At 63.8% G+C, this 22011-nt stretch carries 19 protein-coding genes and 1 tRNA gene; 4 read left to right on the forward strand and 16 right to left on the reverse strand.

The genetic code is table 11. From position 1 onward, the window contains the following. Positions 1–15: 15 nt before the first annotated feature. Complete coding sequence (locus BUB23_RS10265; RefSeq protein WP_073103004.1) at positions 16–1104, reverse strand: Ldh family oxidoreductase; 1089 nt, start codon at positions 1102–1104, stop codon at positions 16–18. A 9-nt stretch (positions 1105–1113) separates the two neighbouring features. Next, on the reverse strand, positions 1114–2076 hold the full coding sequence (locus BUB23_RS10270) for a Bug family tripartite tricarboxylate transporter substrate binding protein (protein ID WP_073103005.1): 963 nt from the start codon (positions 2074–2076) through the stop codon (positions 1114–1116). A 188-nt stretch (positions 2077–2264) separates the two neighbouring features. On the opposite strand from BUB23_RS10270, the gene BUB23_RS10275 reads away from it, so the two are divergent. Next, positions 2265–3200, forward strand: coding sequence for an FCD domain-containing protein (locus BUB23_RS10275; protein ID WP_245801227.1), 936 nt, complete (start codon positions 2265–2267; stop codon positions 3198–3200). Positions 3201–3220: 20 nt separating this feature from the next. On the opposite strand, the gene BUB23_RS10280 is transcribed toward BUB23_RS10275, so the two are convergent. Genes BUB23_RS10280 through BUB23_RS10295 form a run of 4 tightly spaced genes read right to left on the reverse strand, consistent with a single transcriptional unit; the run spans position 3221 to position 6740 of the window. After that, the gene (locus BUB23_RS10280) at positions 3221–4411 is read right to left on the reverse strand and encodes an NAD(P)/FAD-dependent oxidoreductase (protein ID WP_073103006.1); all 1191 of its coding nucleotides are present in this window, start codon (positions 4409–4411) and stop codon (positions 3221–3223) included. Positions 4412–4420: 9 nt separating this feature from the next. Continuing rightward, the gene (locus BUB23_RS10285) at positions 4421–5140 is read right to left on the reverse strand and encodes an amino acid ABC transporter permease (RefSeq protein ID WP_073103007.1); all 720 of its coding nucleotides are present in this window, start codon (positions 5138–5140) and stop codon (positions 4421–4423) included. A gap of 13 nt (positions 5141–5153) precedes the next feature. Continuing rightward, positions 5154–5891 carry an amino acid ABC transporter permease gene (locus BUB23_RS10290; protein WP_218598928.1) on the reverse strand — a complete coding sequence of 246 codons (738 nt, stop codon included), beginning with the start codon at positions 5889–5891 and terminating at the stop codon, positions 5154–5156. 21 nt (positions 5892–5912) lie between these two features. Then, positions 5913–6740: a transporter substrate-binding domain-containing protein gene (locus tag BUB23_RS10295; RefSeq protein ID WP_073103009.1), complete on the reverse strand. Its 828-nt coding sequence runs from the start codon at positions 6738–6740 to the stop codon at positions 5913–5915. 205 nt (positions 6741–6945) lie between these two features. On the opposite strand from BUB23_RS10295, the gene BUB23_RS10300 reads away from it, so the two are divergent. Beyond that, positions 6946–8052, forward strand: a complete 1107-nt coding sequence (locus BUB23_RS10300; protein ID WP_073103010.1) for a transglutaminase-like domain-containing protein — start codon at positions 6946–6948, stop codon at positions 8050–8052. Next, positions 8049–8603 carry a TlpA disulfide reductase family protein gene (locus BUB23_RS10305; protein WP_073103011.1) on the forward strand — a complete coding sequence of 185 codons (555 nt, stop codon included), beginning with the start codon at positions 8049–8051 and terminating at the stop codon, positions 8601–8603. Before BUB23_RS10300 ends, BUB23_RS10305 begins: the two co-directional genes overlap by 4 nt. Before the next feature lie 42 nt (positions 8604–8645). Here BUB23_RS10305 and BUB23_RS10310 read toward each other — a convergent pair. The 10 genes from BUB23_RS10310 to BUB23_RS10360 form a co-directional block, all read right to left on the reverse strand. Beyond that, a tRNA-Sec gene (locus BUB23_RS10310) sits at positions 8646–8741 on the reverse strand. Positions 8742–8762: 21 nt separating this feature from the next. Next, positions 8763–10691: a selenocysteine-specific translation elongation factor gene (gene selB / locus BUB23_RS10315; RefSeq protein WP_073103012.1), complete on the reverse strand. Its 1929-nt coding sequence runs from the start codon at positions 10689–10691 to the stop codon at positions 8763–8765. Continuing rightward, the gene (gene selA / locus BUB23_RS10320; protein WP_073103013.1) at positions 10688–12121 is read right to left on the reverse strand and encodes an L-seryl-tRNA(Sec) selenium transferase; all 1434 of its coding nucleotides are present in this window, start codon (positions 12119–12121) and stop codon (positions 10688–10690) included. The genes selB and selA overlap by 4 nt, the downstream gene beginning before the upstream one ends. Before the next feature lie 3 nt (positions 12122–12124). Next, positions 12125–13057: a formate dehydrogenase accessory protein FdhE gene (gene fdhE, locus BUB23_RS10325; protein ID WP_073103014.1), complete on the reverse strand. Its 933-nt coding sequence runs from the start codon at positions 13055–13057 to the stop codon at positions 12125–12127. An 18-nt stretch (positions 13058–13075) separates the two neighbouring features. Beyond that, the gene (locus BUB23_RS10330; protein WP_073103015.1) at positions 13076–13726 is read right to left on the reverse strand and encodes a formate dehydrogenase subunit gamma; all 651 of its coding nucleotides are present in this window, start codon (positions 13724–13726) and stop codon (positions 13076–13078) included. Next, the gene (fdxH, locus tag BUB23_RS10335; protein ID WP_073103016.1) at positions 13719–14615 is read right to left on the reverse strand and encodes a formate dehydrogenase subunit beta; all 897 of its coding nucleotides are present in this window, start codon (positions 14613–14615) and stop codon (positions 13719–13721) included. Before fdxH ends, BUB23_RS10330 begins: the two co-directional genes overlap by 8 nt. Positions 14616–14624: 9 nt before the next feature. Further along, positions 14625–17693 carry a formate dehydrogenase-N subunit alpha gene (gene fdnG, locus BUB23_RS10340; protein WP_143160940.1) on the reverse strand — a complete coding sequence of 1023 codons (3069 nt, stop codon included), beginning with the start codon at positions 17691–17693 and terminating at the stop codon, positions 14625–14627. 143 nt (positions 17694–17836) lie between these two features. Continuing rightward, on the reverse strand, positions 17837–18670 hold the full coding sequence (locus tag BUB23_RS10350) for an amidohydrolase family protein (RefSeq protein ID WP_073103117.1): 834 nt from the start codon (positions 18668–18670) through the stop codon (positions 17837–17839). Then, complete coding sequence (locus BUB23_RS10355) at positions 18667–19698, reverse strand: hydroxyacid dehydrogenase (protein ID WP_073103018.1); 1032 nt, start codon at positions 19696–19698, stop codon at positions 18667–18669. The genes BUB23_RS10350 and BUB23_RS10355 overlap by 4 nt, the downstream gene beginning before the upstream one ends. Next, positions 19698–20777 carry a LacI family DNA-binding transcriptional regulator gene (locus BUB23_RS10360; protein ID WP_073103019.1) on the reverse strand — a complete coding sequence of 360 codons (1080 nt, stop codon included), beginning with the start codon at positions 20775–20777 and terminating at the stop codon, positions 19698–19700. The genes BUB23_RS10355 and BUB23_RS10360 overlap by 1 nt, the downstream gene beginning before the upstream one ends. A 216-nt stretch (positions 20778–20993) precedes the next feature. Between BUB23_RS10360 and BUB23_RS10365 the strand changes: the two genes are divergently transcribed. Further along, positions 20994–21995 carry a TRAP transporter substrate-binding protein gene (locus BUB23_RS10365; protein WP_073103020.1) on the forward strand — a complete coding sequence of 334 codons (1002 nt, stop codon included), beginning with the start codon at positions 20994–20996 and terminating at the stop codon, positions 21993–21995. Positions 21996–22011: the final 16 nt, after the last annotated feature.

The following is a 22011-nucleotide window of genomic DNA, read 5'->3' on the forward strand; positions in this document are numbered from 1 at the left end:
AATGCGGACATCCGTTCAGGAAAAACTTCCCGGATAGAGATGTTCCAGGCCGGTCTGGCGCGCGATGGCCAGCAGCGCCGCGAGCGTGTCCCCGGGCAGCTGCAGGCCTTGCGCGGCGTGACGCTCGCCATTCCTCGCCTCGATTTCGCCAGGATAGAAGATTTCATCGACGCCATCGGCCCGGGGCGTCTCTTTCAAGCGCCGGATATATTCTTCCATCCTGGCGTTGAATTGCGACAGAGGCTGGAAGGCCTCGATGTTCAGCGCGATGAAAAAATGGCCGGCGCCGCTGCGATTGACCGGGTCGTAAGGGCCATGGACGTCGTCGAGAAACGCGCTACCCGTCAGGACTCCGGAAAGCATGTCCACTATGACCCCTATGGCATAGCCTTTATGGCCAGCCATGGGAAGGATAAGCCCTTCCAGCGCGGCCCTGGGGTCTGTCGTCGGATGCCCCTGGGCGTCCAGCGCCCAGTTCGAGGGTATGGCTTCATGGCGCTGCTGGGCCAGGAAAATCTTGCCGCGCGCGACGCCGGAATTGGCGACGTCCATGATCATGGGCGCATGCCGGCCGGCCGGCGCCGCGACCGACCAGGGGTTCGTGCCTATCATTTTCTTGCGCCCGCCCCAGGGAGCCATATTGGGTCCCCCATTGGTGGTCAGCAGCGTTACGCAGCCCTCCCGGGCGCCCATGCCGGTGTAGTACATGCAAGTCCCGAAATGGTTGGAATTGCGGACGGCGACCGCGCCGACTCCATGCTGTTTGGCGCGAGCGATGGCCTGCTCGGTCGCATGCCTGGCAACCGTGGGGCCAAGGCCGTCCTGGCCATCGATGACGGCCACGGCCCCGGCGTCGATTATCGTCGCGGGCTGGCTGGCCGGCTTTGCCGCGCCCGACATCAGCCGGGCCAGATACCAGGCCAGCCGCAGGCAGCCATGCGACTGGTGGCCCCAAAGGTCGGCCTGCACGAGCGTATCGGCGGCAAAAATCGCTTCTTCCTCGGGCACGCCCGCATGCTGGTACACGGCGGTGACGAACAGGCGCAGTCGTTCGGGGCTGATGTGCGTTGCCCCGGTCTTTGTATCGTGGGACGGATGCTGCATGGTTTGTCCTTATTCAATCTTGATGTTGTATTTCTGGATGACGTCCTTCCAGTAGTTCAGGTCATGCCGGACGATCTGGTCGAACTCGGCGGGACTGTTGCCGACAGGTGTGAAGCCCTCTTCGCTCAGGCGCGCCTGGACCTTGGGGTCGGCAATGGCGTGGCGAACCACCGCATGGAGCTTTTCCACGACGGCTGCCGGCGTGCCCGCCGGCGCGAAAATGCCGAACCAGTTCATCAGCTCGAAGCCAGGGATGGTTTCAGCCACGGTGGGAACCGACGGCAGGGAGGCGAGGCGCTCCGGCCCCGAGCTGCCGAGGGCGACGAGCTTCCCGCTTTTGACATGGGGAATCAGGCCTGGAGCGGTCCCGAAGGACAGCATGATCTGTCCGCCAAGCAGGTCATTGAGCGAATTTCCCGTGCCCTTGTAGTGAATGAGCAGGGCCTCGATGCCGCCGGCATGCTGCAGCACTTCCGCCGCGAGGTGCGATATCTGCCCGGCTCCCGCTGTGCCTATGGTGGCCATGCCGGGGTTGGCCTTCGCATAGCTGACGAGTTCCCCCACCGTCTTGAACGGCGCCTTGGGGTTGGCCACCAGCAATTGCGGCGCCTTCGCGATCATGGTGACGGCGGCCAGGTCGGCTTGAAGGTCGTAGGGAAGCTTATAGAGCCACGGATTGCTTGTGATGGAACTGTTGGCCATCACAAGGGTATAGCCGTCGGCGGGGGCTTTGGCGGTGGCATCGACGCCGATTATGCTGGAAGCGCCCGGCTTGTTTTCGACGACGACCGACTGGCCCAGCTCGGGCCCCATTTTGTCGGCCAGCATGCGCGCAATGGCATCCGAACCGCCGCCGGGAGCGAATGGAACAATGAGCCGGATGGCGCGGGTCGGGTAGGACTGCGCGACAGCGCAGGCCGAAAGCGTCAGGCCGATGAACGCCAGGGCGAACCGGCTGCAAAATGACTTCATGTGTTGGCTCCTCATTTGATTTGATGATTTTGCTGGTCTGAGAGTGTGGGCCCGCCTATATTGCAGATTTAAATCTAATTCTGCAATATATTTCCTCTCGGTGTTTACCTGGATAGCCTAAAAAGCCGATTTTGAGCGTGCTACGATGCTTCCGACGGACAGCTTTCCAACCTTGCCTATCTAATGCTTTGAACTTTCAAATTCCTCATGGGCGCGCGCGGCGCGGCATCGTGCCCGAACTGGTGCTGCGGGTGCATCGCACTCTGCTCGAGCGGGCGGTGCCGCCTGGCAGCCATATCACCGCGCAGGCATTGGCCGATCAGTTTGCCGTGTCGCGCTGGACCGCAAGCGAAGTGCTGTCGCAGCTGGCGCAGAGAGGTGTGGTGGTTCACGCCGAGAATCGCGGCTACTACCTGTCTGCGCGCATCGCCGATATCCCGGTCGACAGGGACCCGCCCGCCGGACGGGACTTGAACGCGATTTACTTCAAGATCGCCGAGGACCGGCTGAGCGGCAAGCTGGAGGAGTCCGTCACCGAATCGTTCCTGAAGCAGCGCTACGACCTGACGGCGGCCGATTTATCCAGCCTGCTCAACCGGATCGCCGCCGAAGGCTGGATCGAGCCCCGCGCCGGCTATGGATGGACATTTTCCCAAATACTGAGGACACCCCAGACACTGGAACAAAGCTATCGCTTCCGGCTGCTTATCGAACCGGCGGCATTGCTGGAACCGGGCTTCCATCTTCGCGGCGAAACCATCAGGAAGCTGCGTATCGCGCACGAAGATATCGTGGCCGGCGCGGCGGATACCTTGCCGGCGGATGTGCTCTATGAACGCGGCGTGGCATTCCATGAGTCCCTGGCCGAGGCTTCGGGCAACCCGTTTTTCCTGGATGCGCTGCGCCGCATCAACCGGCTCAGGCGCTTACTGATTTATCGCTCCATGGTCGACAGGCGGCGTTTCTATGAGCAATCCGCGGAGCATTTGCTGATCCTCGAGCTGCTCGAGGACGGGAACATCCGGGGGGCCTCCGAAGCGCTGCGGGCGCACCTGGAAGAAGTCATACGCAAAGTGCCGCCCAAAGTCCAGGATGCGCTCGACCGCCCATTGAAGCCGGCTTGATCCATGGCCGGCAGGCGGCCTCAGGAGATGGAACCCACGCCGTAAGCGCCCTGCAGCAATTGGCCTGCCTGAAAGCGCGAAGGCGCATAGCACTCCAGGCCGCGGGCCGCGGGCTCGCCCAGGAGTCCGGCGGCGAGCGCCTCGCCCAGCGCCGGCGCCAGCTTGAAGCCATGGCCGGAAAATCCGCAAGCGACGGTCAGGCCCGCATAGCCCTCGACCGCGCCTATGATGGGGTTCCAATCGGGGCTTACGTCGTAAAGGCCGCTCCAGTCGTGCACATGCATGGCTTGCGCGAATTGCGGCAGGCGGTGCGCCAGCCGGCCGCCTTGCTCGGCGATATAGTCCAGCCCGACGCCCTCGTCATAGGCGTCCGGATCGGCGACGACATCCCCGGCTTCGCCGCCACCCGTCAGGACGATGTTCCCCGTCGCGGGCCGGAAATACATTTTGTTGTCGGACAGCAAGTCCTTCACTACCGGCAGGTCGGACGGATAGTCCTCTTCGATGCGATAGCTGGCCAGCCTGTGCTTTTCGGCAGCCAGGGGCAGGCGCACATCGATGGAGCGCAGAATGTCGTTCGACCAGACATTCAAGGCGGTGACGACATGCCCGGCGAAGATCTTCTCGCCGTCGACTTCGACGCCCTCAATGCGCCGCCCGCGGGCCAGCAGGCGGGACACCGGGCTGTTCAGGCGCGAGACCATGCCCAGCCGCTTGCCCGCCCGATAAAAGCTGCGTGTCGTCAAATACGGATCCGCCCATCCGGAGCGCGGCTCGTAAGCCGCCACCTCCACGTCGTCGAGGCGCAAATAAGGATGGAGGCGCGCGACCTCGTCGAGCGGGATAGTGCGCGTGTCCACCCCCAGACCTTGCTGCATCGAAACATTATGCCGCATGGCTTGCGCATCGCGCGCTCCCCCCAGAATGATATAGCCCTTGCCCTGGAAGCCGGACTCGGCCTCGCCATCCTGCAGGTATTCCTGAAAGCCGGACAAGATGCCGATGGTCCGCCAGGCCAGCGCCGAATTGGCTGGAATGGAATAATGGCTGCGGATGATGGCGCTGGAGCGCGCCGTGCAGCCGGCGGCTATCTGGTCGCGCTCGATCAGCAACACCGTCGCGGACTTGTGCCGCGCCAGATGATAAGCGATGGAGGTGCCGACTATGCCTCCCCCCACCACGATGAAATCGAATGCTGCGGATTTATTCATTATTTGGTCTCAGGCGGGAGCCATGGCAAGTGGGGTGGACGGCCGGCCCAGGTGGACACTGGCGCGCCTGGCGAAATACTGCGCGGCGGTTTGCAGCGACATGCACAGCAGCCAGTAGATCAGGCCGACGAACAGAAAGATTTCCGCCGGGTAAATGATGACGCGGGCATTGACTTGAGCCGCGACGAAAGACAGGTCGGCGACGCCGACGATATAAGCCAGTGAACTGTCCTTGATCAAGGTGACCCACTGGTTCACAAAAGACGGCAGCATGATGCGCAAGGCTTGCGGCAGGACGACCAGGCGCAGCGCCTGCCAGGGGCGCAATCCCAGGGAAAGGGCGGCGGCCATTTGGCCGGCGCCCAGGCCGGCGATGCCCGCGTAGACGCCATGCGCCAGATAGGCGCCTCCGATCAGCGACAAGGCGCTCATGACCGAAAGCACCCCGGGGACATCGATGCCCAGGGCCGTGGGCAGCAGGAAATAAGTCCAGAAGATCAGCATCAGCACCGGGATCGAACGGAAGAAGCCGACGACCATGGCCAGCGCCGCATGCAGGCGGCCCCGGCTCATGGCCAAGGCTACGCCCAGCGCCACCCCCAGCGCCGCCGACGCGATGCCCGAGCCCAGGCTGAGCAGCGCGGTCAAGGCTGCGCCGCCCAGGGGACCGTCAGGATAGGCGCCGTACAGCAGGTAAGGCAGGTTGTCGAGCACCACGTGGAAATCCATTATTCCGCCGCCCCTAGCGCTGCCCGTAGGCAAGCATATAGCGCCTATGCAGCCGCTTGCCCGCCACTTCCAATACGGCAATGGATAGCACATACAAAAGCGTGGCGACGCCGAAAGCCTGGAAAGTCCGGAATGTTTCCGCCTCGACCTGCCTGGCGGCGTAAGAAAGCTCGGTCATGCCTATCGCCATGGCCAGCGAAGTATTCTTGAGTATGTTCATGTATTGTCCCACCAGGGACGGCAGCGCCAATCGCAGCGCCTGCGGCAGGACCACCCAGCGCATCGCCCCCGCGGGCGCAAAGCCCAGGGCGGCTGCCGCGGCGTACTGGCCTTTGGGCACTCCCTGGATGCCGGCGCGGATTTCCTCGCCGACATAAGCGGTCGAATAGAACACCATGCCGGTGATGGCCGACAGAAATTCGAAGCTGGGCCATGGAATACTGAGCCAGCCGATCGAGATTTCGGCATTGTTGAATATCCATGTGCGCAGTTCGGCCGGCAGCAGGCGCGGCGCGCCGAAATACCAGAAGAACAATTGCACCAGCAAGGGAATGTTCCTGAAAATGGAGACATAAAGCGACCCTGCCGACCTCCATGGACCCGCCGTGCTGCTGCGCATCGCCGCAAGCAGGAAGCCAAGGACAGTGGAGAGCGCGACGACCAGGAATGCCGCCCAAAGAGTCATCATCCAGCCATCGAACAGCCAGCCCAGGTATTTGGGCTGCAGCAGCGTTTCACTGAGGGCGGGCAAAATCCGGACCTGTTTTATTTATCAGGGAACGACGGGATCGCCGATCTTCAGCAGGCGCGGCAGGGGAGCGCGCGAATCGGGCCCGAACCATTTGTTATAGGTATTCAACGCCAGGCCGTCGGCTTCGCTGGCCAGCAACCAGGAGTTCAGGGAGTCCAGGAGCGCTTTCTCGCCTTTGGGAACGGCCGCCCCCAGGTATTCCTTGGAAACGGTGAAATTCGGGATTTCGTAGTCGGCCCGCTCGGCCTCGGGCAGCGTATTCCACTGCGCCGTCAGTTTCACGCCGTCGTTGGTGATGGCTTGCACATTGCCGTTGCGCAGGGCGGCCAGGGCCAGCGGGGAATCATCGTAGAGCACCACGCGGGCATCCGGATAGTTCTTGCGCAGGTTGGCTTCCATGGTCGTGCCTTTTTCAGTGCCGACGCGCAGTCCCTTCAATTTGTCGAGGCTGGACAAGACGCCCTTTTTGGCCAGGAAGACCTGGCCGACCAGGAAGTAGGGAGTGGTGAAATCCACGACCTTGGCGCGTTCGTCGGTGATCGTGAAACTGGCAAACACGACGTCGGCTTTCCCCGAGGTCAACAGCGGAATCCGGTTGGCGGGATTCGTCGGAATGAGCTTGAGTTCCACGCCCAGTTGTTTGGCGTAGGCGCGGGCCAGGTCGATATCGTGCCCGGTCTGCTTTTTCGTTTCGGGATCGATAAAGCCGAAGGGTGGATTGCCGTCGAAGGCCGCAACCCGCAGGACGCCGCTTTTCTTGATGTCGTCGAGCCGGTCAGCCCAAGCCGCCGTCGCGGCCAATGCGGTGGCCGTGGCGAGAATGGCGGCGAGCAATCGATACAGTTTCATATTCACTCCAAAATGATTAGCTGCCGATCATTCTATGAGCGCCGCGGCGCAACTCAAACGAACATATATCTATTTGTTAATTTGAATAGCGCACCGCTAAAAAGAGGCATGGCGGCGGCACCGGTCTGGTGCTACGATGCCCAGACCAGCGGCTCCTGGCTCTGGGCCGCCATTCCAACCTGCTTTACCGTATGTAGGAGTTGCCATGGATCGCCGAACCTTCCTCCGTTTGTCGTCCAGCGCCGGGGTCGTGTACGCCTCGGGCTTTGCCGGCATGCCGGCCCGCGCGGCCGCACCGCCAGTCACTTCCGGCTGGCGCAGCTTCGAACTGACCGCTGAAATCCAGGTGCTCGACCCGGGCGCCCATACGCGTATCTGGGTGCCGGTGCCCTATGCCCAGGACACGCCCTACCAGCGCGCCGCGCAAACCACTTGGCAGACGGGCGGCGATGGCAGCGCGCAGCTGACGCAGGCCGCCGGCTACGATGTGCAGATGCTGGCCGCGCAATGGCCCGACGCCCGATCGCCGCGCACGCTCACGGTGAGCAGCCGCTTCCAGACGCGCAACCGGCGCGTCGACCTGCTGGGGCCGCCTTCCGCCGATGCCCAGACAGAAAGCCGCGAATCGCTGCGGCGCTATCTTCAGCCCACGTCGCTGCTGCCTACCGACGGCATCGTCAAGCAGACCGCGGACCTCATCACCCGCGGCAAGCAAGGCGACCTGGCCAAGGCCCGCGCCATCTACGACTGGGTGGTCGTGAACACCTGTAGGACCGCCGCCACGCGCGGCTGCGGCATCGGCGACGTGCGCTATATGCTCACCGCCAACGACCTCAACGGCAAATGCGCCGATATCAATTCCTTATTCGTGGCGCTGGCGCGCGCCTCGGGCATCCCCGCGCGCGATGCCTACGGCCTGCGCGTGGCCGACTCGCAATTGGGCTACAAAAGCCTGGGCAAATCGGGCGACGTGACGCGCGCGCAGCACTGCCGCGCCGAGTTCTACGCCTCGGGCTACGGCTGGGTGCCGGTGGACCCGGCCGATGTGCGCAAGGTCATGCTGGAAGAAAGCCCCGGCGATCTGCCCATTACCCACCCCAAGGTGCGCGCCGCGCGGGTAATGCTGTTCGGCGCCTGGGAAATGAACTGGGTGGCCTACAACCATGGGCACGATGTGGCGCTGCCGGGCGCGCAGCACGGCCCCGTGCCTTTCCTGATGTACCCCAATGGCGAAACCAGCGACGGCCGCCTGGACAGCCTGGACCCCGATTCTTTCCGCTACCGCCTCACGGCGCGCCAGCTGGCGGCATGAATTCCGTCCGGCGCCTGCTGCTCCAGGCGGGCCTGGCGGCGGCCGTGCCGGCCCGGGCCGGGCCGGCTGGCGGCCAGCCGTCTGCCGCAGCGTCGCTGAAAGCCGCCACCGGGCCCGGCTGGGCGGACTGGCGCGGCGCCACGCCCGCGCTGGCCCTGCCCGACCTTGCCGGGCGCGTGCGCACACTGCGGGAATTCCATGGGCAGGTGGTGATCGTGAATTTCTGGGCCAGCTGGTGCGAGCCCTGCCGCGAAGAGATCCCGGCGATGTCGGCGCTTGCGCATCGCCATCGCGGCGAAGGCTTGCAACTGCTGGCCGTCAACAATGCCGAATCGCGCCGCAAGATCGATACTTTCCTGCAGCGCTGGTCCGTGGACGGCACGGTGCTGTCCGACCGTAACGGCAGCGCTGTGCAAGCATGGAGCGTGGCCGGCATGCCGGCCAATTATCTAGTCGACAAGGCGGGCGCGCTGCGCTATTGGCATCTGGGCGCCCTGGACTGGACCAAACCGGCCATCGAGCAGCCCGTGCTGGCCCTGCTGCGCGCCTGATACAAAGTATATACAAGCCCGGACTGCGCGAAGAGCATGATGTGGCGGAAAGCAGCAGGAGTCGAACCTACCTGGGAGCGTCTGACGCCCCCAACCGGGTTTGAAGCCCGGCCGTGCCACCGGGCACGAATACCTTCCATTGGAGACCTTGCCGGCATATCAACCCGGCGGACCCGTGAATATTGCGTTTCCGTCGCGCAGCACGTGCCGGTCCCGTACACGTCGGGTATAACCGATACGGTCGAAAAATTCCAGTATCTGGATGGCCCGCTTGCGGCCAAGGCTGGTCGCATCCCGGAACTCGGCGGCGCTGACGCCCTCTTGCGGGCTTTTCGAGTGGATCAGCCGCGCCATGCGCGCGACCTGCTCGCGATGGTAGAAAAGGTCGCGCACGATCTGGAACAGTTCGCCGCGGCGCACGAGTTTGCGCAACAATTGCCGCGTGAGGTCTTCGGGTTCGTTCTGCGTGCGCGCCAGGTCGCGCGCCCAGGGCGGATCAAACCCGCCGTCGTTTATCAGCGGCAGCAAGCGCGCGGCGAGCCGCTCGTCGGCATCGGACAGCATGGTCGTATGGCCGGGGCGATATAGCCAGGGGCCGTTGCGCAACACGCGCCCCTGCTCAAGCAGATCGTCGCGCAAAGCCTGCCACAGCCCATCCGGCATTCCGGGAACGGCCTTGCGCCGCAGGCGCGCCGATTCCAGGCCTGGCTCGTCCGGCGCGGCCTGGTGAAACGCCTCCAGCGCCTGCTCGGCCCGGTCGGCCAGCGCGGCCCAGTCGCTGCGCAGAATCAGGGTGCGAGGCGCCTGCGCATGAGGGCTGCCTATCCACTGCGCCTCGGGCGGCGCCTCGAACCCGCGTGTATCGACGCCCATGAGACGCATCAGCATGCCTTCGTCCAGGCCTTGCGGCGCTTGCGCCAGCAGGGTCGAGACGCCCGAACCGGCCAGCATGGCGAAAACCGCATCCAGCCAGGCCAGGCGCCGCGGGGCGCGGCGCCTGCGATCCGGCGCATTCGGGTCCAGCACCACGCCGCCGCCCACCGTCAACCTGGCCTGGGCATTGCGGACAATGTAGCGGTCGCCAGGCATGGCGCATATGTCTTCATCGAATACCAGCTGCACCTTGCCCGATAGTCCGGGCGCCAGGGTCTCGGGCGCCAGCGGCACCACGTGCGCCAGATAATGCGCGGCGCCCAGATGCACATGCAGGGGCGACCATGCGCGCACCGGGGCGTCGGCCGAAGCCAGAAGCCGCAGTTGCGCATCGATATTGCGCGATGGCGCGAAACACCGCGCATCCGCGATCCAGTCGCCGCGCGCCACCGCCGCCTTGTCCACGCCGCCGAGGTTCAGGGCGCAGCGCTGGCCCGCGCAGCCGGCGGCGCTGGGCCGGTTCTGCGCATGAATGCTGCGCACGCGCACCGGCCTGCCCGCCGGCATGAGCCGCAGGCCGGCCGCATCGTCATCGGCGCGTACCCGGCCCCCGTGGACGGTCCCCGTCACCACCGTGCCATGGCCCTGCAAAGTGAACACCCGGTCCACCGCCAGGCGGAACAGGCCGTCCGGCGGGCGCGCCGGCATGGCCTGCGCGCAATCATGCAGATAGGTTCGCAGCGCCGCCACCCCCGGCGCATCGTCCGCGGCCGCATTCACCGCGAATACCGGCGCATCGCGCAAAAAGGAATCCCCCACCAGCCCTGCGATATCGTGCCGCAATTGCTGCAGCCTGGCCGCATCGGCCCGGTCGGCCTTGGTGACAGCCACCGCTCCCATGCGCACGCCCAGCAAGTCCAGAATGGCCAGGTGCTCGCGCGTTTGCGGCATCACCCCGTCATCGGCGGCGACGATCAGCAGGCCGAAATCGATGCCGCTGGCGCCGGCCACCATGGTGTGCACAAGACGCTCATGCCCCGGGACATCGATGAAGCCCAGGATGTCTCCGTTCGCCAGGGGCGTGTAGGCATAGCCCAGCTCGATGGAAATGCCGCGCGCCTTTTCTTCCTTTAGCCTGTCGGTGTCCACACCCGTCAGGGCGCCGATCAGGGTCGTCTTGCCGTGGTCGACATGGCCGGCGGTGCCGACGATCATGCGAGCGGCTCCGCCAGCTGGGCGGCGAATGCCGGCTCATCGCCCTCTTCCAGGCAGCGCAGGTCCAGCAGCAGGGTATCGTCCGCGATACGCCCGATGACGGGGCGCGGCAAGCCGCGCAAGAGCGCCTCCAGGCCGGCCAGATGGCGCCCCGGCCGGCCCTTGCCGGCGTAGCGCATGGCCAAGCCATGGCTGGGCAGGAGGTCCACGGGCAGGGCCCCGCTGCCGATCTGGCTGAACAGGGGGGCATCTTTTACCTGCCATGCTGTCCCGAGCGCCCTCTGCAGCACCGGCTGCAAACGCAGCGCCTGCGATCGGATCGCGCCTTGCGCCCGGGTCAGCAGGCGCAGGGTGGTCAGGCGGTCCGCCAGGAATTCCGGGGCCCGGTACAAGGCCAGCACCGGCTCCAGCGCCGCCAGCGTCAGCTTGCCCACGCGCAGCGCGCGCTTCAGCGGATTGCGCTTGATTTGCCGGATCAGATCGGCGCGCCCCACCAGCAAGCCGGCCTGGGGGCCTCCCAGGAGTTTGTCGCCGCTGAAGGTCACCACGTCGGCGCCGCCCTGCAGCGTATCCCGCACGGTCGCTTCCCGCGGCAGGCCCCAGCGCGTCAGATCCAGCAAGGTGCCGCTGCCCAGGTCCACCGTCGCCGGCAGGCCATGGCGCCGGGCGATGGCCGCGACGTCGGCGATCTCCACGCTTTTGGAAAAACCCGTCACGGCATAATTGCTGCAATGCACTTTCATCAGCATGGCGGTGCGCGGGCCCACCGCGTTCTCGTAGTCGGCCGCGTGCGTGCGATTGGTGGTGCCCACCTCGACCAGGCGCGCTCCGGCGCGCTGCATGATGTCCGGAATGCGGAAAGCGCCGCCGATCTCGACCAGTTCCCCGCGCGACACCACCACTTCGCGCCGATTGCCCAGCGTGTTGAGCATGAGCAGCACGGCCGCCGCATTGTTGTTGACCACGGTGGCCGCCTCGGCCCCCGTGAGCTCGCAAAGCAGGCCCTCGACAAGGTCGTCGCGATCGCCGCGGCCACCGGTCTGCAGGTCGAATTCCAGGTTGGCGGGGGAGGTCAGCGCCTGCGCGACGGCCTGCACGGCCGCGTCGGGCAGCAGGGCGCGGCCCAGGTTGGTGTGCAGCACCGTGCCCGTCAGGTTATAGACCGGACGCAAGCGCGGCCTGGCCGCGGCGGCCATCTGCCCCTCCAGGGCCTGCGCCAGGACGTCGCAGCCTATGGCTTCGAGCGCCAGGGCGCCATCCAGCGCCTGCGCGCGCAGGCCCTCCAGATGCGCGCGCAACGCGCCGGTCACCTGGCTGCGCCCATAGGCCCGCAGCAAAGGCTGAAAGGATGCCGCATTGAGCACCCGGTCCAGCGACGGAATGTCGGCCGCGGTTGCCGGCGCCGCGCCCCGCTGTCTGGAAGACGCCATCAGTCAGTTCCCGGCAGCTTGCCACAGCATGGGATTGCCGCTGGCCCGCGAATAGCCTTCCTCGCCCATCAGGACATCCAGGGCGAGGCTGGCCAGGTCATCGGCCACCGGCTCCACGTACAAGTCCTTTTCCTGGTAGAAGATCTTGCGATAGACATGGCAGTGGCCGCAAGACTCCGCCTTGATGGCGTCGGGACCGCCTTCTATCGAATGGTAGGCGATGTCCTTGGTCTGCTCGCAATGCGAACAGACCACGCGCACCAGATGCCATTCAGTGGCGCACAGCGGACAGCACAGGTAGCGGCAGCCGTCCTGCTGCCCGCCCACGCGCACGACGCTGGCCACCGGCAGGCTGCCACAGACCGGGCACACCCCGAAAGGGGCGACCACCGGCAATTGCCTGGCATCGAAACGGCTGGAAAGATCCGTCCAGTACACCTGCAGGGCGGCCATGACGAAGGGCGCCATGGCGCCGTCGACCTCGTCATCGCGCCCGGCCAGCAAGGCGTCCGCCATGGTTTCCAGCGATGCGGGATGGTCTTCCAGCCGCGCTTTCAAGGCGGCGCAGACTTCGACCGCCTGCGCCGGCGCGCCCGGGGCCGCGGCCATATGGTCGAGCAGCCCGCGCAGGACGCCGCGCCAGGACGGGTCGCGCTGCCAGCCTGCCGCCTGCAAGGGCGGCAGGCCGTGGGACTGCGCCAGCGAAATGCGCGCCTCGGGCGCCGGCGGCGCTGAAAAGCCCGCCAGCGCCACCTGCTGCGCGTCCGCCAGCTGCGCCATCAGCGACAGATAGCCGGAAATGGCGCTGCCTTGAGCCAGCTGCCGCAAGCGGGCGGCCCTGTCGGCGAATACCGAGGCACGTTCAGGCATCCTGAAACGCGGAATGGCGGTGTGGTCCAAGGTTTCGATCTCACCGCGCGAAAGGATACGCTGCAATGCCTTCTCCTGGAAAAACTATTTGACTATCGGCTCCCGCTTGCCGCGCAGCTGGCGGAACCAGGCGCGATGATGCTTCCATGCCCAGCCTGGCGTCACCGTGCCGCGCGTCATGGCGCGCACCGAACCCTTGACCCAGATTCCCGCATAGATGTGCACTATGATCGCGCAAATCATCAGAAATGCAAAGAGCGCATGCAGCAAGGACGCCAGGCGTATCGTCCCGATGGAGAAATAGGAAGAGAAATACGCGCGCCATATTACCACGCCGCTAACCAGCAGAACGGCGAGACACAGGATCATGGCGAAATACAGCGCCTTCTGGCCGGCGTTGTAGCGGCCGACTTCGGGCAGTTTTTCATCGCGGCCGCTCAAGACGTCGCGTATCTGCCTGAACCACTGCGCGTCCTGCCTGGCCGGCAGATTGTTGCGCCACATGCGCGCCGCGAACACCGCAAAGCAAATGACCATGAACACGCCCACGAATGGATGCAGAATGCGCGTCCAGGTCCCGCCGCCGAACAACTGCGCCATCCAATAGAAAGCCGGGTGGAACAAGGCCAGCCCCGACAGCGCCAATAGTATGAACGTAAGGGCGATGAGCCAGTGATTGATGCGCTGGCTCGCCGTATAGCGCAGGATGAGCCTGCGATCCGATGAATTATTCATGATCAGCCTCCTCGGCCTGGCGCTCGTCTTCCTCGGTGGTTTCATTGGGGCCGGTACGGATATAGTGGAAGAAGCCCGTCAGCGCGGCCAGGGCCATGGCCGCGACCCCCAGCGGCTTGGCGACGCCCTTCCAGAAATGAACCATGGGGCTGATGACGGGATCCTTGGGCAGATTGCTGTACAGCCCGGGCTGGTCGGCATGATGCAGCACATACATGACATGCGTGCCGCCAACCCCCGCCGGGTCGTACAGGCCCGCCTGGTCGAACCCGCGCGATTTCAGGTCCACGATGCGGTCCTCGGCATGCTGCTTCATGTCCTCCTTGGTGCCAAAGACGATGGCGCCGGTCGGACAGGTCTTGACACAGGCCGGCTCCAGCCCGACCGCAACCCGGTCCGAACAGAGCGTGCATTTATAGACCTTGTGGTCCTTCTTGGAAATGCGCGGCACATCGAAGGGACAGCCGGTAATGCAATAGCCGCAGCCTATGCAGTTTTCTTCGTGAAAATCGACGATGCCATTGGTGTACTGGACGATGGCGCCCGGCGCCGGACAGGCCTTCAGGCAACCCGGGTCCTCGCAATGCATGCAGCCATCCTTGCGGATCAGCCATTCGAGATTGCCCTGCGGGTTTTCATATTCGGCGAACCGCATGACCGTCCAGGAGTGTTCCGTCAGGTCGGCCGGATTGTCATACACCCCCACATTGACGCCGACCTCGTCGCGCAAGTCGTTCCATTCCATGCATGCCACCTGGCAGGCCTTGCAGCCTATGCATATGGTCGTGTCTATCAGTTTCGCGACGCCGCCGGTCGAGGGCTCCCGCACGCTGGGCGATGGAGTCGTGGTGGCGGAGCGCCGTTTGATATCCAGAGATTGCAGTGCCATGGCTAGCTCCTATGCCTTTTCTACCTGGACCAGGAAGGATTTGAATTCCGGTGTCTGCGTATTCCCATCGCCCACGGACGGCGTCAGCGTATTGGTCAGGAAGCCCGGCTTGGCCACGCCGACAAAGCCCCAATGGATGGGAATGCCCACCTGGTGCACGGGCTTGCCCTCGATGGCGAGCGCCTTCAGGCGCTTGGTCACCAGCGCCACCGCCTTGATGTAGCCGCGGTTGGACGACACCTTCACCATGGAGCCATTGGCGATGCCCAGGTCCCGGGCGAGGTCTTCGCCGATTTCGACGAACTGTTCGGGCTGCAGAATGGAATTGAGCAATACATGCTTGGTCCAATAATGGAAGTGCTCGGTCAGCCGGTAAGTCGTGGCCACATGCGGGAAATCGGCCGCCTTGCCCATGGCCGCCAGATCGCCTGCGAACACCCGGGCCGCGGGATTGCTGGTGGCGCGCGATTCCTTGGGATGCAAGGGGTTGTATCCGAGCGGCGTCTCGAATGGCTCGTAGTGCTCGGGGAATGGCCCTTCCGCCATGCTCTTGCGCGCGAAGAAACGGGCCACGCCCTCCGGATTCATGATGAACGGCCCCATGCCGCCGGCCGGATTCTCGTCCAGCTTGTAATCCGGAACATCGGCCCCGACCCACGCCTTGCCGTTCCAGGACACCAGGCTGCGGCGCGGGTTGAACGGCTTGCCATCCAGGCCACAGGATGCGCGGTTGTACAGCACCCGCCGATTCGCCGGCCACGACCAGGCCCAGTTCAAGGTCTGGCCCACCCCGGTGGGGTCGCTGTTGTCGCGGCGCGCCATCAGATTGCCCTGCGTCGACCACGCGCCGGCGTAGATCCAGCAGCCGCTGATGGTGGAGCCGTCGTCGCGCAGTTCCGCAAAGCCCGCCAATTGCTCGCCCGCCTTGCGCGTCACCTTGGACGCATCCTTGGGGTCGGCCAGGTCGGCCAGGGCGCGCCCGGAATATTCCTTGGCCAGTTCTTCGGGCGTCGGGTTCTCGGGGTTGGCGTACGGCCACCAGAGCTTCAGGACGGGGTCGGCAAACTTGCCGCCCTCCGCCCGGTACAGCGCGCGCAGGCGCGTGAACAGCAGCGCCATGATTTCGATGTCGGTCTTGGCTTCTCCCGGCGGCTCCGCCCCCTTCCAGTGCCATTGCAGCCAGCGGCCCGAATTGACCAGGGCGCCGTCCTCTTCCGCGAAACACGAGGTGGGCAGGCGGAAGACTTCCGTCTGGATCTGGGCGGCGTCCACGTCGTTGTGCTCGCCGACATTGCGCCAGAACTCGGATGTTTCGGTAACCAGCGGGTCCATGATGACCAGGAACTTGAGCTTGGAGAACCCGTCGAGCAGCTTGCTTTTGTAAGGCGCGGCCGCCAGGGGGTTGAAGCCCTGGGCAATGTAGCCATTCATCTTGCCCTGGCTCATCAGCTCGAATACCTGCAGCATATCGTAGAGCTTGTCCAGCTTGGGCAGGTAGTCGTAGGCCCAGTTGTTGTCGGCCTGCGCCGCGTCCCCCCACCACGCCTTCATCAGGCTGACGTGGAATTTCTTGTAGTTCTGCCAGTAGCTGAGCTGATTCGGGCGCAGCGGCTTCTGGACGCGGGACTCAATGTACTGATTGAAATCCTGCTCCCCTTCGCGGGGCAGGGTCAGGTAGCCCGGCAACAGATCGGACATCAGGCCGAGATCGGTCAGGCCCTGGATGTTGGAATGCCCGCGCAGCGCGTTCATGCCGCCGCCGGAGACGCCGATATTGCCCAGCAGCAGCTGGACCATGGCGCCGGTGCGGATGATCTGCGAGCCAATCGAGTGCTGCGTCCAGCCTAGCGCATACATAATGGTTCCGGCGCGGTCCGGGGTCGATGTCGAGGCCAGGAGCTCGCACACTTTCAGGAACGCGGCCTGGGGCGTGCCGCAGACGCGCTCGACCATTTCAGGCGTATAGCGCGAATAATGCTTCTTGAGCAACTGATACACCGTGCGCGGATGCTGCAGCGTGGGGTCTATCCTGGCATAGCCGTCGTCGCCGCGCTCGTAGTCCCACGATGCCTTGTCGTAGCTGCGGCTGGGCGTGTCGTAGCCCGAATACAGGCCGGAGTCGAAGGTGAAGTCCTCGCGGACGATGAACGGAAAATCAGTGTAGTTGCGCACGTACTCGTGCTGAATCTTGTCCTTGTCGAGCAGATACCTGATCACGCCGCCCAGGAAGATGATGTCCGTTCCCGTGCGTATGGGCGCATAGAAGTCCGCCACGGAAGCCGAACGCGTAAAGCGCGGGTCCACGACGATAAGCTTGGCCTTGTTGTGCGCCTTGGCTTCCGTTACCCATTTGAACCCGCAAGGGTGGGCCTCGGCGGCGTTGCCGCCCATGATCAGTATGATGTCCGCGTTCTTGATGTCGACCCAATGGTTCGTCATCGCTCCACGGCCGAACGTCGGGGCAAGACCTGCCACCGTCGGGCCGTGTCAGACACGCGCCTGGTTATCGAAACCAAGAATCCCCAGGCTGCGGATGACTTTATGGGTCACATAGCCGACTTCATTGCTGCTTGCCGACGCCGCCAGCATGCTGGTCGTCAGCCAGCGGTTGACCACCTTGCCGTCCGGCGTCTTTTCCACGAAATTGGCATCGCGGTCATCCTTCATGAGCCTGGCGATGCGGCCCAGCGCATCGTCCCACGAAATTCGCTGCCATTTGTCCGAGCCGGGCGCCCGGTACTCGGGGAATTTCAGGCGGCTGGGGCTGTGGATGAAGTCGATCAGCGCCGCCCCCTTGGGGCACAAGGTGCCGCGATTGACGGGGTGGTCGGAATCGCCCTCGATATGCACAATGCTGGTTTTGGCGTTCTTGGCGCCGTCCCCCAGACCGTACATCAGGACGCCACAGGCCACGGAACAGTAAGGACAGGTATTGCGGGTTTCAGTCATGCGCGCCAGCTTGAACTGCCTGACTTCGGCCATGGCTGGAGCGGGCGAGGCTCCCAGCAAAGCCAGGCTGGAACTCGCCAGCGTTGCACCTGTCACCTTGAAGAATTGACGCCGGCTCATGTTGACCATGGGGCTCTCCAGAAGGAATGAAAGATGGAAATTCACCACATCAGGGACCGCGAGTATCACCTTGCGGGTATTCAGCACTTTTGCCGAGTATAGGCCGGTAATCGGTAAATTGCTATGGCCAGAGGGCGGTGCTCCAGCGCCGCCTAAGGGTAACGGTAAAGCGCGGCGGGATTGGCGCTCAGGATCCGGTTCCGCACCGCGGTGGAGGGCGCCCAGCGATCCAGCAGATGGAGCAGGCCGGCGTCGTCCGGCCGCGTCATCTGGCCCGGATGCGGCCAGTTGCTGGCCCACAGGCACCGCTCGGGATAGGAATGAGCCAGAGCCGTGGCCAAGGCGCCGACATCCTCATAATGCGGCGCGCCGACCTTCGATGTTTCGTACACCGCCGAAAGCTTGACCCAGAACCGCCCTGTGTCAAGCAGGCGGCACAGGCTTTCGAACCCGGGGTGGGACGCGGGCACGGGCTCCAGGAACTTGCCCACATGGTCGATGACAATCGGGCAAGGTTGCGCCAGCAACAAAGATTCATATTCGGGCAGGTCCCGCCCATCGAGCTGCAGGTTGATATGCCAGCCCGAGCCAGCGATGCGTCCGGCGATGGCGGCCAGCATGTCCCAGGTCATGATATTGCCGCTGCCGGGCACCATCATGAAACGCACACCGGCGACGCCGGCGGCATCCAGCCGCGCAAGTTCCCGCTCGGAGGTGCCGGGGCGCATTGCAATGACGGCCCTGGCCGAGCCTTCGGATGCGGCCAGGGCCTCCATCGCGCATCGATTGTCGAAGCCGTAGCCCATGGCCTGCACGATGATGCTGCGCGCCATGCCCAGCGCCCGCCGTTGCCGCAAGTGGCTGCTCCATGGCGCCGACGGCGGAGAAACCGGCGTAGCCTGCGTAATCGGATAGCGTTCGAGGTCGTAGACATGGATGTGGCAGTCGCATGCATCGGCCGGCATGGAATGAAGCACATGAGTCATGGCGCCCTCGATGCGGGGGACCCGGCCTTGCGGGTTTCGGCCCATAGCAGAGCCAGTCGCCGCGCATGCTGGGCATTAATGGCGCCGGCGGGCATTTGCCCCGTCAGGATCGCCTGCACCTGGGCGACGGAATCCATCGCTTGATGCTCGACGGCTTGCGGGGTCAGCCCCGCGATATGGGGGCTGGCGATGACCCGGTGGTGGCGGGCCACCATGGGCGATGGCTTTTGATCGCCGTCGCTGCCGACATCGAGGGCGCAGCCGGCTATGGTTTCTTCATCCAGCGCCCGCAATAAGTCGTCCTCATCGACCAGTTCGCCGCGCGAGGCGTTGATAAAGAACGCCGAAGGCTTCATTTTCTTTAACGCCCGCCCGTTTATCAGCTTTGCCGTTTCCGGGGTGGCCGGAGCCAGGCAGACAACATGATCGGAAGTCGCGAGCAGGTCTTCGAACGACACTTGCACAATGCCGCCTTCATGTATTTCCGCATAGGGATCGCAGACCTGTATCGTCATGCCGAAAGCCCGGCCCAGCCGGCACAGGTACTGCCCGATGGTCCCATAGCCGATGACGCCCAGGGTCGAGCCCCGCAGCTCCCCGCCCATGCGCACCGGCGCGGGCCTTCCGGCCCAGTAGGCGGCGGCGGTGACGCTGATGTTGCGGCTCAGGTCTATCATGGCGCCGATCACCCACTCGGCCACCGAGGCGCCGAATCCGGCGGACGCCCGGGTGACCAGAACGCCGTGGCGGCTCGCCGCGTCAATATCGATATTGCGCACGTCGACCGCCACCCGGCAAACCGCGGCGAGCCTGGGCAATTGCTCGAAGACAGCCGCCGTGATGGCGGGCACGCGGAAGCTGACGATGATGTCGCAATCGCGGGCGGCCGCGATCAGTTCCTGTTCACTCAACTCCGCGGCGCTTTCGTTGCGGATGACGTCCCCCAGCGCCTCGAGCCGCTCGAGCGCCCTTGCGCCATAATAATTCGCGCAGGATTGTTGGCTATGCGTAAGGAATATCGAGGCCATTAGCTTTGTTTTGCGTGATTGCGTTGAGCCGGCTTGCGCGCGCCGGGTGGAGCGCCGACCGACTGCCGGCTCACCAGATGGGGCGCAAAAGTGATCTGCTCGGGCCGCAGGCCCGGAGTGTTGATGTGCTGAATGGCGCGATCGACCATTTTCTGCGCCATCTCGGTGACAGGCATGGAGACCGAGGTAAGCGGCGGCCAGACATATGCGGACATGACCAGGTCGTCCATCCCGACGACGGAAATATCCTCCGGCACGGACAGGCCATGGCGCCGTATGCCCGCCATCAGGCCGATAGCGGTCATGTCGTTGACCGTTGCGACACCGGTGGGCCGGCGCTTCATTTGCAGGATTTTTTCCGCCGATTCAAAGCCCAGCGAGCATAGTTCGGTGTCGCCGAATTTCGATAGGGTGTCGCTTTCTATTATTTCGGCCGATACCCCGGAGCCGGCTTCCTCCGCGGCAGCCAGAAACCCTTCCACCTTGTGGCGGCGGCTCATGGTCTGCCCGCGCGGCACGAGGAAGGCCAGGCGCTTGTGGCCGTGTTCGATCAGATGCATGGCGGCCAGGCGGCCCGCCAGCCGATTGTCGGCCAGCACATGGTCATTGCGGATTTGCGCATCCGGCTCGACGCCGAGGTCGAAGCTCACGACAGCCAGGCCGCGTTCGATTGCCGCTTCAATATGGCGCTCGTCGCTCAACGACGACACGACGACCACGGCGCCCACCCCGAAGTCGATCAAGTCATCCAGCATGCGCGATTCGAGCTGCTTGTCGCGATAGGTATTGCATAACAGCACCCGGTAGCCATAGCGCTCTTGAGCGAAGTTTTCCATGGCCACCGCGAGCTGGCCGAAAGAGGGGTTGGCGGCGGTGGGGACGAGCAGGCCCAGGATGGGGGTGCGCCCCGTTTTCAATTGGCGCGCCGCCTGGCTCGGCCGGTAGTCGAGTTTGCGTATGGCCCCTTCTATGCGGGCGAACGTGTCTTGGCGCATTCGGTCGGATCGTCCGTTCAGCACGTTCGAAACCGAGCTTACTGAAACACCGGCCAATCTTGCGACATCTTGAATAGTCGTCATCGAAAAAACCCTTGTTTAGCCGTTGTCATGCATACGCCGTTTTTAGTATACCGATTTACTATACCGTTATTTTAACGGTATCACGTACTGCATGGCACAACAATGAACGCCAGGGTAAATACTAATATATTAGAGATTGTTCCGCCAAAAAAACCATGCTACGGTACGAATAAATCGATTTACTAAAACGATAAACAATAACCTGGGACAACTATCATGAAAATCCATCTGAACAGAAAAACGCTACTGGCCGCGCTCATGTCGGCCGCGGTTTTTTCCACGGCCCTCCCGGTACAAGCGCAAACCAAACGTGAAATCAAGGTTTCCCATTCGGCGCAAGGGGTGATGTCATCCGAACTGCATATGGCCGCCTGGGTATTCAGCAATTACGTCAAAGAGAATTCCGACACGCTTACCGTGCGCATCTATCCAAATAATGCGTTGGGCGAAGAACGCGCCGTGTACGAGGCCATGCAGCTGGGCGCGGGCGCTTCCTGCGCCGTTACCGGCACGGCCATCCTCAACAACTTCTCGAAACGAGTGGGCGTTATCGATTTGCCCTTCTTGTGGCGCGATTACGATCACATGAGCGCCGCCCTTGACGGCAAGGTCGGCCAGGAACTGGCCGCCGATCTCGAAAAAGTCGGCTTCAAGACAGTCGCGTGGATGACCAACTGGGGCGCGCGCAACGTCGTCACCGCCAACAAGTCGATAAAGACGCCGGAGGACCTCAAGGGCTTGAAGATCCGGACGATACAAAGCCCGGTCTATATCGACGCCCTTAACGCCATGGGTGCGAACGCCACGCCAATGTCGTTCGGCGAAGTCTATACCTCCATGCAGACCGGCGTGCTCGACGGCTTCGAGCATGGCTCGGCCATTGTGGTCACGCAAAAATTCTATGAAGTCGCCAAGCATATTGCGCTGACGCGCCACTTCCTCGGCCCCGTGGTGCTGGCCTGCTCCATGAGCGAGTGGAACAAGCTCAGCGATAAAGAAAAGGCCGTCGTGCTGGAAGCGGGCCGACTCGCCAGCGATGTCAACCGTTCGCTGGCCCCCCTGCGCGAAAAGGAGGCTTTTGATTTCCTGCGGGCCAAAGGAATGGACATCACCGAAATCGATACATCGGTGTTCCGTGAACGGGCGGTCGCATCGCAGGATAAATTCGCCGCCGATCGCGGCGCGCAAGACCTGCTGAAGCAAATCCGGGATCTCTGACCCTACTTCATATGTA

The sequence above is a fragment of the Pollutimonas bauzanensis genome (genome assembly GCF_900129885.1).
In the GTDB taxonomy this organism is placed as follows: Bacteria; Pseudomonadota; Gammaproteobacteria; order Burkholderiales; family Burkholderiaceae_B; genus Pollutimonas; species Pollutimonas bauzanensis.